This window comes from Shinella sp. AETb1-6 (assembly GCF_009826875.1).
GTDB classification, from domain to species: Bacteria; Pseudomonadota; Alphaproteobacteria; order Rhizobiales; family Rhizobiaceae; genus Shinella; species Shinella sumterensis.
In genome coordinates this window covers 114,601-128,180 of the sequence record NZ_WUMM01000011.1, presented here as the reverse complement: position 1 = coordinate 128,180, position 13,580 = coordinate 114,601, and the positions used below count along the sequence as shown (strand labels likewise).

General features: G+C 58.8%; 14 protein-coding genes. 10 read left to right on the top strand and 4 right to left on the bottom strand.

The window, feature by feature from the left end:
- The first annotated feature begins 117 nt into the window (after nt 1-117).
- From GR158_RS19195 to GR158_RS19185, 3 genes are read left to right on the top strand one after another with little or no spacing between them, the layout of a single operon-like run.
- Entirely contained in the window at nt 118-1,239 is a 1,122-nt protein-coding gene (locus GR158_RS19195; RefSeq protein WP_160872200.1) for a fumarylacetoacetate hydrolase family protein, read from the top strand.
- Between the two features lie 11 nt (nt 1,240-1,250).
- Entirely contained in the window at nt 1,251-2,072 is an 822-nt protein-coding gene (locus GR158_RS19190) for an SDR family oxidoreductase (RefSeq protein ID WP_160872199.1), read from the top strand.
- Between the two features lie 27 nt (nt 2,073-2,099).
- Nucleotides 2,100-2,468 (top strand): nuclear transport factor 2 family protein, encoded by a 369-nt coding sequence (locus GR158_RS19185; RefSeq protein WP_160872198.1) that lies wholly within the window; start codon nt 2,100-2,102, stop codon nt 2,466-2,468.
- Between the two features lie 44 nt (nt 2,469-2,512).
- Here GR158_RS19185 and GR158_RS19180 read toward each other — a convergent pair whose 3' ends face one another.
- Entirely contained in the window at nt 2,513-3,178 is a 666-nt protein-coding gene (locus GR158_RS19180; RefSeq protein ID WP_160872197.1) for a GntR family transcriptional regulator, read from the bottom strand.
- Nucleotides 3,179-3,448: 270 nt separating this feature from the next.
- On the opposite strand from GR158_RS19180, the gene GR158_RS19175 reads away from it, so the two are divergent.
- The 7 genes from GR158_RS19175 to traR all read left to right on the top strand — a co-directional run bounded on the left by GR158_RS19175 (nt 3,449) and on the right by traR (nt 11,121).
- Nucleotides 3,449-4,498: a BMP family ABC transporter substrate-binding protein gene (locus GR158_RS19175; protein WP_246665718.1), complete on the top strand. Its 1,050-nt coding sequence runs from the start codon at nt 3,449-3,451 to the stop codon at nt 4,496-4,498.
- A gap of 51 nt (nt 4,499-4,549) precedes the next feature.
- Nucleotides 4,550-6,061 (top strand): ABC transporter ATP-binding protein, encoded by a 1,512-nt coding sequence (locus GR158_RS19170; protein WP_160872196.1) that lies wholly within the window; start codon nt 4,550-4,552, stop codon nt 6,059-6,061.
- Nucleotides 6,058-7,086, top strand: coding sequence for an ABC transporter permease (locus tag GR158_RS19165; protein ID WP_160872195.1), 1,029 nt, complete (start codon nt 6,058-6,060; stop codon nt 7,084-7,086). Before GR158_RS19170 ends, GR158_RS19165 begins: the two co-directional genes overlap by 4 nt.
- Nucleotides 7,079-7,981 carry an ABC transporter permease gene (locus tag GR158_RS19160; RefSeq protein WP_160872194.1) on the top strand — a complete coding sequence of 301 codons (903 nt, stop codon included), beginning with the start codon at nt 7,079-7,081 and terminating at the stop codon, nt 7,979-7,981. Before GR158_RS19165 ends, GR158_RS19160 begins: the two co-directional genes overlap by 8 nt.
- 87 nt (nt 7,982-8,068) lie before the next feature.
- Nucleotides 8,069-9,028 (top strand): nucleoside hydrolase, encoded by a 960-nt coding sequence (locus GR158_RS19155; RefSeq protein WP_160872193.1) that lies wholly within the window; start codon nt 8,069-8,071, stop codon nt 9,026-9,028.
- Between the two features lie 55 nt (nt 9,029-9,083).
- Nucleotides 9,084-10,070, top strand: a complete 987-nt coding sequence (gene add / locus GR158_RS19150) for an adenosine deaminase (protein ID WP_160872192.1) — start codon at nt 9,084-9,086, stop codon at nt 10,068-10,070.
- Nucleotides 10,071-10,416: 346 nt separating this feature from the next.
- On the top strand, nt 10,417-11,121 hold the full coding sequence (traR, locus tag GR158_RS19145; protein WP_160872191.1) for a transcriptional regulator TraR: 705 nt from the start codon (nt 10,417-10,419) through the stop codon (nt 11,119-11,121).
- Between the two features lie 3 nt (nt 11,122-11,124).
- Here traR and GR158_RS19140 read toward each other — a convergent pair whose 3' ends face one another.
- The 3 genes from GR158_RS19140 to GR158_RS19130 form a co-directional block, all read right to left on the bottom strand.
- Entirely contained in the window at nt 11,125-11,433 is a 309-nt protein-coding gene (locus GR158_RS19140) for a transcriptional repressor TraM (protein ID WP_133036464.1), read from the bottom strand.
- A 319-nt stretch (nt 11,434-11,752) separates the two neighbouring features.
- Nucleotides 11,753-12,382, bottom strand: coding sequence for a TraH family protein (locus GR158_RS19135; RefSeq protein ID WP_085421441.1), 630 nt, complete (start codon nt 12,380-12,382; stop codon nt 11,753-11,755).
- 13 nt (nt 12,383-12,395) lie between these two features.
- Complete coding sequence (locus tag GR158_RS19130) at nt 12,396-13,553, bottom strand: conjugal transfer protein TraB (RefSeq protein ID WP_245507847.1); 1,158 nt, start codon at nt 13,551-13,553, stop codon at nt 12,396-12,398.
- Between the last annotated feature and the right edge of the window lie 27 nt (nt 13,554-13,580).

Genomic DNA, 13,580 nt, shown 5'->3' with positions numbered 1-13,580 from the left:
TTCTGTAGACAGTGCCTGTTATAGCTATTATAGGGTTGCCCTACAAGTGCAGATTTTGAGCGTCGACGGCATAAGGAGCTTGCCGGTTCAAGATGCTGGTGGGGGAAGGATGGTCGCATGAACGGTACTTTCGTTGGTCGCGTAGGAATTCCCGGCGTTGGACCGGCAGTTGTGTATGTGCATTCCGGCCTTGTCTACGACATTACGTCGAGAGAGTGCCCGACGATGCGGGATTTGCTGGAACTCGATGATCCAGCCGCTTATGCCAAAACTGCCAAACGGACGCTTTTAGGACCACTGGATGAGATCGAGGCATCCACGCGTGAATCGGGCAGCGGCTGCAAGCTTCTTGCTCCGATCGATCTGCAGGCGGTCAAGGCCTGCGGCGTTACTTTTGCAAGGTCAACGATCGAAAGGGTGATCGAGGAGCGATCCGGTGGCGATCCGAACCTTGCCTCGCGAATTCGGCAAGACATCGTTGCCATCGTCGGCACATCGTTGCGCGATTTAAAGGCAGGGTCGGCCGATGCCGCGCGGGTAAAGGCGGCGTTGATCAAGGAAGGTCTGTGGTCGCAGTATCTGGAGGTCGGTATCGGACCTGACGCGGAGGTCTTCACCAAGGCGCAGCCAATGTCTTCGGTCGGGCATATGTCGCAGTGCGGTCTTCATCCGGCATCGCATTGGAATAATCCGGAGCCTGAAATCGTGCTCGCAATCGACAGTCTTGGTCGCGTCAAGGGCGCGGCGCTCGGTAACGATGTCAATCTCCGTGACATCGAGGGACGATCCGCTCTTCTGCTCGGCAAGGCTAAGGACAATAACGCATCCTGCGCGATCGGTCCCTTCATCCGCCTATTCGATGAAAGCTACTCGATCGAAAATGTGCGATCCGCCAAGCTCGACCTGAGAGTTGAAGGCATCGACGGCTTCGTCTTGACCGGAAGCTCGTCGATGAGCGAAATCAGCCGCGACCCACTTGATCTGGTCACCCAGGCGATCGGAAGACATCACCAATATCCGGATGGTCTGGTGCTTTTCCTCGGCACGCTCTTTGCGCCGACCGAGGACAGGGATGAGCCCGGGCAGGGTTTCACGCACAAGCCGGGAGATCGCGTGCTTATTTCGAACGACGCGCTCGGCACGCTGGAAAACCGGATGCAGTCGACTGACGCCTGCCCACCGTGGGAATTCGGGACCGCCGCACTCATGCGTAATCTTGCCGGTCGGAATCTGATCTAGGAGGAGCCATCATGGCACAAAATCTTCGCTTTGAGGGCAAAGTCGCAATCATCACGGGAGGCGCTGGAGGTATTGGCAGGGCCGTCGTCGGCCAGTTCCTTCAAGAAGGCGGTTCCGTTGCCTTCAGCGATCTGAACGCATCGGGTCAGGAACTCGCGCTGCAACTTGACCCGTCCGAAAAGCGCGTCCTTTTCCTTCAGGGCGATATGGGCGAAGAATCCTTCTGCAGCCGGCTAACAACGGAAACTTTCAATCGCTTCGGTCGCATTGACTACCTTGTCAACAACGCCTTCGCTTTTGTTGCCCGCGCCCTCGATGCGAGGACCGAGGATTGGAATCGGTCCTACTTCGTAGGTCCGGTCGGGTTCGCGCGAATGGTCCAGGCGGTCGCGCCGGTCATGCGCAAATCGGGTGGCGGCGCCATCGTCAATGTCGGCAGCATCTCCGGTCACATCGCCCAAGGAAACCGATGGACTTACAACATGTCGAAAGGCGCGGTGAACCAGTTAACGAAGTGCGCGGCCCTGGACCTTGCGGCCGACGGCATTCGGGTCAACAGCGTCAGTCCCGGATGGATCTGGTCCGATGAAGTGCTGCGTGCAGCCGAAAGCGCCGGCGGTAAAGACAAATGGGCGCCCGTTTGGGGCCAGTATCACATGTTGCGGCGATGCGGCGAAGTCGATGAAGTCGCAAAGCCCATTCTGTTTCTATTGAGCGACGACGCCTCGTTCATCACTGGAACAGACCTCGCGGTCGACGGTGGCTATCTGTCGATGGGACCCGAGGGCCACGGCGACACGAATGTCGTCGTTGGCGCCGCTGATGGAAAATAGACCTGTTCACATCCCAAGGAGGAGATAATGGCTGATACCGATACCCCGCGCCAGGTTGCCGAGTCTTACTGGCGAGCCGAATGCGCTCACGACATCCCGGCGATCCTTTCGCACTATCATACCGACGCAGTCTTCATACCCCCCGGCAAGCGCCTGGTCGGCCATGACGAGATCAGGACGTTCTATGAGGAGTCTTTCCGACGCTTCGTCGGTCTCGATGTCACGATCACACATGAACTGTCGTCAGGCGATCGAGCTGCGATCGAATGGAAGGCGGTGTTCACCGACGCTCAGGGCAAGACCTATGACCTTTTCGGGATCAACGTTATCAAGGTCCGCGACGGAAAGTTCGAGGAGGTGCGATGCTATTTTGATCCCGCACTCCTGATGGGCTGAAGCAAAGGGTGGCCGGTTTTTCGTCAGCGGGCCGCCACAAATCGTCACGACAGCGCTTCCCGAATGGAAAGCGTGGTCGAACGCTCCACCTTTTCGCTGTAGCTGCGTAGGACTGCGGTATAGTGCTTTTCAAGGAGATCCTTCGCCTTTGGCAGATCTCCTTCTTCGATGGCATCGAGGATCTTTGCATGATCGTGCGATAGAGGGGTCGAGGTCGACTCCAGTCGAAAGATCGAACTGAACACGGTCGCACGTCGCACGAGGTTTTCGTGGAAGTCCATGATGAACCGATTGCGCACTGCGTTGACCAGCATGATGTGGAAATTCGCCGTGGTGTCGGGTTCCGGATCGTGGCCGAGATCGCAGGACATGCTGATTTCCGCGGTGGCGTGCCGGCGTAGCCGATGCCAAAGCTCGCTGCCGATGACACTATGCAGTTTGTCGAGCGCACCTTGTTCGATCACCGTCAATGCATCGAACAAAGCGACGATTTCGCCGAAATCGGGGCGAGCGACCGAGGCCCCACGATTTTCATGCCACGCGACGAGGCCTTCCTCGGACAATCTGATCAAGGCTTGGCGAGCGACCACGCGGCTGACACCGGTCGCCTCGACGATTTCTCGCTCGGGCAACTTGTCGCCTGGAACGAGGCGACGGGCAACGATCGCGTCTCGAATGATCTTCGCTACCTGATGGGAACGGCCACTCATCTTAGAAGTCCTTTCGATGCCAGTGCGGCTGTCTCAGGTCGCATATATCTCTTGCTGATGGATCGACCAATCCATGCGCCTCGTTTTGATCCCACAACTTTTTTGTAACCGTCCGCACATTCTTACCCGTTATTTCGTTCGCCGCTTGACAGCAGATTCATTTTGGCTATCAATATTTAAATATTGGCTATCAAAATTCCAAGCGGAATTTGGTGTGACCGCGAAAATCGCCGCATGCCGATCAGGCCTCACGCATTGCGGGCGCTCTGAATGCGGACCGAAAAATCAAAGATCGATAAAGGGAACGTTTCGATGCACCGACTGAAGACCGCGGCAATCGCGCTCATTGCACTGGGAACCGCTCACCATGCCGAAGCGCAGAAAGCGCCGAAGATCGTCCTCGTTTCGCCAAACCAGATCGGCGTTAACGACTATCTCAAGCTGGCGGCGGCCGGCACGGAGGCCGTCGCGAAGGAACACGGAGGCACCGCAAAGCTATTTGAAAGCGTTGACCCCATCACGCGAAAGCGTGATCTGGACGCAGCAGCAAGGGATGGCGCTGACTACGTGCTTTCGGTTGGTTTCGAGTTTGCCGATTTGCTCGATCCAATCGCGGAAGCACACCCAAACACGACGTTCCTCGCCGTCGACTACTGCCCGCAGAAGCCGGGACCGAATGTTCACTGCCTCTTCGTGCGTGAACAGGAAATGGCTTTCTTGTCCGGTGCCGAGGCAGCCTGGCTGAAGCCAGGTGGAACATTTGCTACGATCGGCGGCATCGATATTCCGTTGCTCCACCGCTACACCGACGGTTTCATTGACGGTGTCAAACATGCGGATCCCTCGGCCAGCGTAAAGCCACAGCAGTGGATCGGCGGCAGCAATCCTTTTTCGGACCCTGCTCGCGCGTCGCAAATGGCGAGCGCGCTCTATTTTGACGGCGTCGACACGATCCTTGTAGCCGCTGGCGCGTCCGGGGGTGGAGTCGTGAACGCTGCTCGATCCATGCCCGGGAAATTTGTTGTGGGTGCCGACACCAACAATTGCCCTCTCGCGCCGACGGCCGTCATCGACAACGTCGAGAAGCGCATGGACCGTCTCATCAAGATCGGTCTCGACATGGCGATCGAGAAGAAGCTGCCCGGCACCATCAGTCTCGGATTGAAGGAAGGCGTTGTCACCTTGACGTCGCTGGAAAGCGCAGCGGACGTCAACAAGTGCGTCGCCTCAAAGAACACCGAAGTTCTGGAGAAGGTCAAAGCGCTGCGCCAGGACATTATCGACGGCAAGGTCGAGATCAAGGATCCGATGAACCCCTGAGATCGGAAAGATCTGCATTTCCACCCTGCACGTCAAACGATCGGGTTACCTATGGAATATGTACTTGAAGCAATCGGCGTCGAAAAGCGCTTCGGCGCTCTCGTCGCCAATCACGGTGTCAACCTTAGCGTAAGGTCAGGCGAGATCCACGCCGTCATGGGCGAAAACGGAGCCGGCAAATCGACGCTGATGGCGATGCTTTTCGGCATGCTCGTTCCGACTGCCGGTACCATAAAGCTGCGCGGCCGGCCGGTCGCGTTTTCCTCCCCACTGGATGCGATCGCCGCCGGGATCGGCATGGTTCATCAGGCGTTCAAGCTGTTTCCGTCCATGACTGTCTGGCAGAATATCGTCTTTGGGAACGAGCCTGCGCGCGGTGGCATGATCGACAAGACAGCGGCGCGTGCCCGCATCCGGGAACTTGCTGCCGCCCATTCGCTCCAGATCGATCCGGACGCGATCGTCGCGGATCTGCCCATCGGACTGCAGCAGCGCGTTGAGATCCTGAAGGCGCTTTACCGCGAGGTCGACATCCTTATCCTCGACGAGCCAACGGCGGTCCTGTCGCCAGGAGAGCGCGATGGGCTTCTCAAAATCATGCGTGATCTCGCAGACAAGGGTAAGACCCTCCTCTTCGTGACCCACAAGCTCAACGAGATCATGGCGGTCTCCGACAGAGTCACCATCATGCGCAAGGGCCAGGTTGTTGATGTCATGTCAACGCGCGAGACGACCTCGGAACGGATCGTCGAAGCGATGACGGGACGCACGGTAAACGCAAGCCTGCCGCGGCAGGAAAGGAAGGCGGGCGCGGCGCAACTCGAAGTTGTCGACCTTGTTCGCACCGACGCCGGAAAACCGATCCTGACGGGCGTGACGCTCGACGTTCGCGCCGGCGAGATTGTTGGCATTGCGGGCGTTGCGGGCAATGGTCAGAACGAACTGATCGCCGCAATTACCGGTCGTGGCCGAATAGACTCCGGCGACATTAAGGTCGCGGGCGTGTCGACGCTCAATCTGACCGTCCGACAACTGCGCGGGCACGGGTTGTCCTTCGTTCCGGAAGATCGCCATGAAGTGGGCTCGGCATCCTCCATGCCTGCCTTTGTCAACTTGGCGCTGGGCAAGCATCGTCGTGCACCGATGTCGAAGCGAGGCCTCATCGATAAGAGCGCGATGCGCGCCTATGCCGAGACGCTTATAAAGCGCTTTGGTGTGGCCATTCATTCTGCCGACACGAAGGTCGGGACCCTGTCCGGCGGCAATCTGCAAAAGCTTATCGTAGCGCGTGAACTGGCTCACGAGGCCGATGTTCTCATAATTGAGCAGCCAACGCGGGGCGTCGACGTCGGGGCAATTGAATTTATCCATCAAGTGCTGTTGCAAGAGCGAATGGCAGGACGTGCGATCCTTCTCGTGTCGTCCGAGCTTTCCGAACTTCTCGCGCTCTGTGACCGGATCCTCGTGATGTACGAGGGGCGCATCGTTGCCGAACTCCCTGCCGAAACGGCGAGCGAACAAGAGATCGGCTATTTCATGGCAGGCGGGAAGGCTGCGGTATGAGTCCAAAGACACAAAGCGCGCTTCCGAGCGCATATGTTCTAGGCGGTGCGAAGCTTCTGATTGGTTTCATCGTAGCGGTTTCGGTCCTGGCTTTCTCGGGCGCAGACGTCCTGGGCGCACTGATGTCGCTGGTCGTAGGCAGCGTTGGTCCACGATCGATCCAGGATTCTATAAACTGGGCCGTTCCGCTCGTCGGAATGACGCTCGTTGCGGCTATTCCCCTACGCGCAGGCATCATAAACCTCGGGGGCGACGGGCAGCTGGTGGTCGGGGCACTGACATCCGCCCTCGTCGCAATATACCTCCCCCTACCGGGGCCTATCCTGACTTTGGTCGCAATGATCGCTGGCGCTGCGAGCGCGGGACTTTTCGCAGTGATCGCGGGATACGGCGAAACCAAGTTCAAGATTCCACTGATCATCTCCAGCCTGCTCCTGAGCTACTGTGCAATCGGTTTGGCGTCCTATCTGGTGAGCTTTCCCTTCAATGACATGGGATCTGGAAGCCCGCAGACGGTGCAGGTGCCGATCGATGCCCGTCTCCCCTTGATTGGAGGTTCGGTCAACGCAGGCGCAATCGTGATCCTCGCGGTGTGCATCCTTGTTGTGTTCGTCGATCGTCGCAGTGTTGCTGGCTTCGAGACCCAGGTCAGTGGAAACAACCGGGATTTTGCGGCCTATGTCGGGATCGACACGAAATTGCAAACGCTCAAGCTGATGTTTGCCGCCGGCGCGGTGGCCGGTCTGGTCGGATCGATAATGACCCTCGGGAGTTTCTACCGCTTCATCGACGGAGCGCTGATTAGTCCCGGTTATACATGGTCCGGACTGATGGCCGCGCTTATCGGCCGAGGCGAACCTGTGGCGTGCATTCTGGCAGGCGCTTTCTTTGCGGCGCTGCAAACAGGAGGCTTTGCGATGCAGCGGTCTACCTCCGTACCTCGTGTCTTCACGACGATGCTGCAGGCCGTCATCGTCCTCATCCTCACCGTGCGCTTCCACAAGCAGGAGGGTCGTCATGACTGACGTCTTTTCGCCATATCTCATCTTTGCGGCATTACAAGCAACGACACCCTTGCTTTTGGCAGCGCTTGCCGGCCTACTCTGCTCGCGGGTCGGCGTGTTCAACATGGCGCTCGAGGGCCAGATGTTGGTGGGCGCTTTTGCCGGGGTCGCGGTTGCCTTTTCGACAGGAAGCGACCTAGCAGGTCTTCTGGCCGCGATGATCGCAACAATGGCCTTCTCGGTCATTCTGGCCGGTGGCACAACCTTACTGCGTGCCAATCCGGTCGTCGTCTGTATCGGCATGAATCTGCTCGCATCAGGCCTTACCGCCTACCTGCTGCGGATATTTTTCGGCGTGAGCGGCACATTCGCCGACACAACGATCCCGCCCTTGCGGCGCCTCACACTTCCGCTTCTGGCCGAGTTAGGGCCATACGGCGCCGCCTTCAACAACCATACCCTTCTGACATATCTGTCCTGGCTGCTGGCTTTTGGCGTGTTCGCGCTATTGTACTTCACCCCGATGGGGTTGCGGCTTCGTGGAACCGGCGAAAACCCGGATGCTGCCACCTCACTGGGGATCAACGTCGATCGTCTCCGCTTCCTGACCGTCACGATCAGCGGAGGGTTGGTCGGCCTGGCTGGTGCGCAACTATCGCTTGGGACAGTGACGATGTTCTCGGAAGACATGTCAGCGGGGCGCGGCTGGATTGCGCTCGTTGCCATAATGCTATCTCGGGCGCGCCCGTTGGGAGCGGGCCTGGCCTGCCTTCTCTTCGGCTTGACTGACGCCATGGGCCTGCGGCTTCAAAGTTTTGGAGCCCCCAACCAACTCACGGATATCCTGCCTTACGTCATCACGCTCTGCGTGCTCGTGTTGTCTTCTACCGTTCGCAAGAACCCGGTGGGCGCCTGACAAAACGGGCTGTGCGGCCCGATCCCGCCATAACAACCATGATGTCCGTCCGCGCTTTGTCGTGAGCGGCAGCCGAGGGAGGCTGAATTGAAATTCCTTATCGACAGCGACACCGGCCTCGACGACGCGATGGGCTTTGTCCACGCGATGCTCTTACCTGACGTGGAAATCGTCGGGGTCACCTCTGTCTTCGGCAATGCCGAGATGATTGACTGCGCCTATCATGCGCTGGAGATCGTCGACCTGATGGGAAGGCAAGTTCCCGTCGTTCCCGGCGCCCGCGAGCCGCTTATCGCGGGGTGCGGTCCGGCACCGCAGGTGCACGGACAGTTTGGAAGAGGGCCTCTCGGGAGGCTAAACCTCCACGACCGGCTCGGCGAAGGCTATGCTGCCAATTTCATTCTCGAACAGATCCGCGCCCACGGCGCGGGGCTGACCATCGTGGCGATGGGGCGTCTGACGAATATCGCGCTCGCCTACAAGCTCGACCCGGAGCTCATGAGGTCCGTCGGTGCCATCTACTGGATGGGAGGCGCGATCGCGGTTTCCGGCAACACCACCCCCGTGGCCGAAGCCAATCTCGATGGGGATCCGGAAGCAGCCCGGATCGTCTGCATGTCCGATCTCCCGTTGGTCATATTGCCTCTGGACGTCACAATGGAAGCGCGCATCACCGACGACGACGTTCAGGCAATGGGGAACGTGGCCCACCCAGGCGTCCAGCATCTGACGAAGATACTTCCTTATTATCTGGACTTTTACGAATCCATTCTTGGCGTGAGGGAATGCGCCGGACACTGCGGGCTTCTGATCGCCATGGCGATCGATCCTTCCCTCATCCTGTCGTCGCATCGCCTGCCGGTGGCGGTAGAAACGGGCGGCGAGTTTACCCGCAGCATGCTGGTCGTCGATCGGCGCAAGCTGCGATCCCTTGTTGCGCAGGAAGGCCATGAAACGGGTGTCTCCGTCGTCCTGAAGGCGGACACGGCGCGCTATCATGATCAGTTCATGCGAGCCATCCTGTCCGCCGGCTCCTCCAGACGATAATTGCCGCGCCGTCAAATCGGACAAAATCACGCAAGACTTGAAAGGAACCATATTTATGATTGACCAGACCGCCGTGCCAAAAGCCGAGCTACATGTTCATCTGGAATGCTCTGTATCGCCTGAGCGAGCGCGCGCACTTGCAGCGCGTAACGGCATCGTTCTTCCAGACGCCTGCTTCACCGAAAAAGGCGACTATCGCTACGTCGATTTCCCGGATTTTATCAATCTGGCCAAGATCGTCGGCAGTTGCATATGCAGCGAACGGGACTATTACGACATCACGACCGACTACTTGCAAAGAGCAAGGGACTCGAACGTCCTTTACCAGGAACTGATTTTCTGGCCCGAACTGCCAGTGCAAAATGGACTTGCGCCGGAGGCGGCGCTCGATGCGGTCGAGGCGGCAATAGCCGACAATCGCGATCGCGGAGGGCCCTTGACCACCCTCCAGATCGTTATGTTGCGTCACAATGGCGTCGAGCACTGCGAGGAGACAGCGCGTTGGGCTGCCAAGCTGCAAAGACCCCTGGTGCGTGCAATCAACCTTGCAGGAAACGAGGCGCCGTTTCCGCCAGCTCAATTCGGCAAGGCGTTTGACATTGCCCGCGACGCTGGACTGCGTCTCGTTATCCACGCTGGCGAAGCGGCCGGTGCCGAGAGCGTCCGGGAGGCCCTCACAGTGCCTGGTGTCAAGCGGATCGGGCACGGTGTCCGCGCATTCACCGATCCGGACCTGGTCGCCTATCTGATCGAACACGAGATCACGCTCGAAACATGCCCGGGTTCGAACGTGGCGCTCAACTTCTTTCCAGATTTTAAAAGCCATCCGTTTCGCGGCCTCTATGATGCCGGGGTCAAGCTGACTTTGAATTCGGACGATCCACCATTTTTTTGGACGGACATTGCACGAGAGTACAAAATCGCGGAGACAGCCTTCGGACTGGACGAAGCTGGTCTCGTCGGCTTGACGCGCAATGCCATCATGGCGGGCTTTGTCACCAACCAGGAGCGCGCCGATTTGCTCTCCAAGCTGCCCTCTTAAAAAATCATACCGGCGCCTCGAGTTTCTTATTTCGAACGGGTCGCCGGCTTGAGGCAATGGTTCTTCTCACCCTCTCGGTTGCGTGACTGCGCCGCGAGGGTGCCGACCTTCAGCTCTACGTCAGCAAGCAAGCCGGCTCGTGCTGAGTGATATTTGCTAGGCTGCTACCAGAGATACGACAGCGATGCACGGACCATTAAATTCGCGGAACGAAAGCGTTTTTCAGCTTGGCGAAACGCTGAGTTCCATAAACTAAGCCATGCAACTTTAGATTGCATTTTAAGTTCATCTACTCATAAAGGGATCGTATGATCTGTTCCACCTGACGATCTACAAGGAATTTCGAATGCGACACTGGCTGGACAAGCTAACCGATCTCGCCGCTATTCCTGGCGACGAAAGCATCTTGAAGGACGCGCTTGCGACCTTTACCGAACAGATCGGTTTTGCAGGCTATGCCTATCTGAACATCCAGCCAGGGCGTTCGCTCGCAATATCGAACTATCGTCAAGAGTGGCAATCTGACTATTTCCGGCGAGGCTATCTTGCGATCGACCCCGTCATTCGACGCGCCAAGTCCCTGAAACAAGCTTTCACCTGGAGCGCTAAGCAGGACAACCCACGGCTATCGAAAGCGGAACGCTCGTTCTTTGCGCATGCAGCCGATTTCGGAATTCGCTCCGGCATCACGGTGCCCATCAAGGCCGCACACGGTTCCATAGCGATGTTCACGCTTGCCTCGGAGAAGCCGGCAATCGACATGGACCGCGAGATCGACCCTGTCGAAGCTGCATCCGCGGTCGCGCAACTTCATGCCCGCATCAATCTCGCTGATCCGACCCCAAGTGTCGAGGAGCCGATTGGTCTCGATCCCAAGGGGGCCGCCTATCTCAGCTGGATCGCTGTCGGCAAGACGATGGAGGAAGCGGCGGACCTCGAGGGCGTCAAGTACAACAGCGTACGCGTCAAGATCGCCGAAACAAAGAAACGATTCGACGTGCATACCTTGACCCACCTGACCGCAGTCGCCATTCGCCGAAAGCTGATCTGAGCCTCAGTTCACCGACACTTTTGGGATATAGCCGAGGATGTTGACCAGCGTGTTCACCACATACATCTGCGCGTGCATCTCCATGCAGGCTTGGATGTAAGTGAGGTGCTGAGCACCGCCAGTCGCCTTACCCGATTTGTAGTTCTCAGGCAGTGCCTGGAAGAGCCGGTCGGCCTCATCGACCAAGCGTCGATGGGTCCGAATAGCATCCACTGTCAGGCTCTCCAGATCAGCCTTGGGCAGACCCTGCGTCAGCCCGTACACGGGACGCATTTCGAGTTTATCTTCCGATGTCGGCGCGTCCGATGTCATTCGATCCAGTCTCCGGCTTGTCCGCGGTGCGCCCCCGCAAACGTTAATCCCTGATCCCAAGCCGGGGGTTGGAAACTGTGCTAGACAGTCCTGAGACCTTTAGTACCGAGGCACCTGGACATACGTCACAGGCCCCCGGCCACAATGGTCAGAGGATTCCGATGTCGAAACAGCCGACATCAACTGCTAGCAGAGGTTTCCACACCCCAAGGCAGCGCGTACTGCCCTACCCGCCCTTATAGAGGGCGGACGCTGAATTCGCCAGTGCAAACATGCACATGATCACGCAGGTCGCGCTGTGAATTTCACAAAAGCAAGGTCATTCGGCTCCAATTCCTGAGAGATCGACACGAATGCCCGCCTTGTTTGGATCGTCGCCGCGCGCCTCGTCATCGACAGGATCGCTCACTTCCTCCTCGGCAGCATCTACTAACTGTTCGACAGCATCGCTCGCAGGCTCGTCCTTCTCAGGGTCCGGCACCTCCACTTCGCCAGGGTCTGCCGCCCGAAACACCGCCGTTCCCTCGAAATACCCCGTCTGCCAGGCGATGATCGCATCGTCGAGAACCTCGGGAAGAACTTCACTCTCGGTGGGATTGCCGTACCATTTGGTAACGATACGATAGACCTTGGCGAAGAGCGCTGTGCCCATCCGGATATTTTCGCAACGATCGACCAGGTCCGGTTTCAGCGCACCGGCCTCCATAACGCCGAGACCAGCCGGATATTGGGTGACGCCGACACGCACGATATTGCGGCCGACATGCTGGCGGATCAGTTCCATCGCCTCGTCGGACGTGGTGGGCTTCGGCACCAGCACCATGCGGCTTCCGGATCTTATCGTGACAGCGAGTGGATCCTGCGACCCCGCCCGCTCAATGAACTGTTCGACAATCGCGGGCTTCAAGCCCGGATCGGCGCATTGCTGGATGAGGGCGGCATCGACCATCTGATTGTCTCCGTTATGTGTTGAAGGCCATTACGACGGGCAGGTCGAAGAGCTTTGCCCAGGCGGTCACGCTCGCCTTCTGGATCGCAATGATCGAAGTGCCAGCGGTCCACCAGCCGTTACCCGTTGCGACGATGACGCCAGGGGAATGCAGCATCGACTGCAGGACCGGCCAGAGGATGAGCTGCTCGTAGCAGATGAGCGGCGCGATCCGGGTTCCCTCGCTCTCGACGACCGGATTGGCGAACAGATGGGCGCGGGCACCGCCGCCGCCCTGCCCCGTCCGCCGAAGCCATGGCTGCCACATGGAAACCGGAACCGGCATGCGCTCCTTGTAGAGGATGTCCGCTGCGCCGGAACCAACCGCCACCATGACGTTGTCGTAGCCTTGCGCATCGATGATGGCGGCGCCGGCGACGACTGTGACATCCAGCCCATTCAGTCCCTCCCGCCAAAGGCGAGCGACCGTCGGCGTCCAGAAACCGAGCGCGCTTTCGGGAAGGATGATGACGCGGGTTCCCTTGCCTGCCGCCTTGCGCACAGTTGCGATCAGGTCACTGTGATACTCGAGCGACCCATCGCGACCGAGCATCTGGCCGTATTCAAGATCGCCGCCGCTCCACGCTTCCGGTAGGTTCGGATCTGTCCACGATGCGGCGGACCACAGCCAGAAGCCGCAGAGGGCCATTGCCACAGCCGGCCATAGTCTCGTCACCATGACGAGCAGGCCGGCTGCAGTCGCGAGCAATCCCCACCATCCCCATCCGGGAAACAATACGCCGGCTGCGGTCAGCGGATGCGCCCACCCCGTGATCCCAAAGGGCGGCAGCCCCGTCAGCACCGCCGCCGCCAGATAACGCACCGGTCGTCCTATTCCCGAGTGGCCCCTTCCCGGATGCCTTGTCCAAAGAGCCGCATGCACGGCGACAAAGGAGAGTGAGGCCGCGAACCAGAGCAGGAAGCCCGGCCAAAGATCGGCTGAATAGAAGTTCGCGACACCCTGCGGCAGGCCGCGCGAGGCGGCCAGGAAGTAGCCCGCCGACACGAGGGCCGCGACCGTGCGCGATGGCGACATCGCCCAAAGCGCCGGGAAGAGCATCGCGGCCGGAAGAGCGAGCACGTTGCCGCTCCAGCCGACTGAGCCGCAGACGACGGATGCGACGATGAGCAACTCAAATCGCCAACGATCAGAAATGCG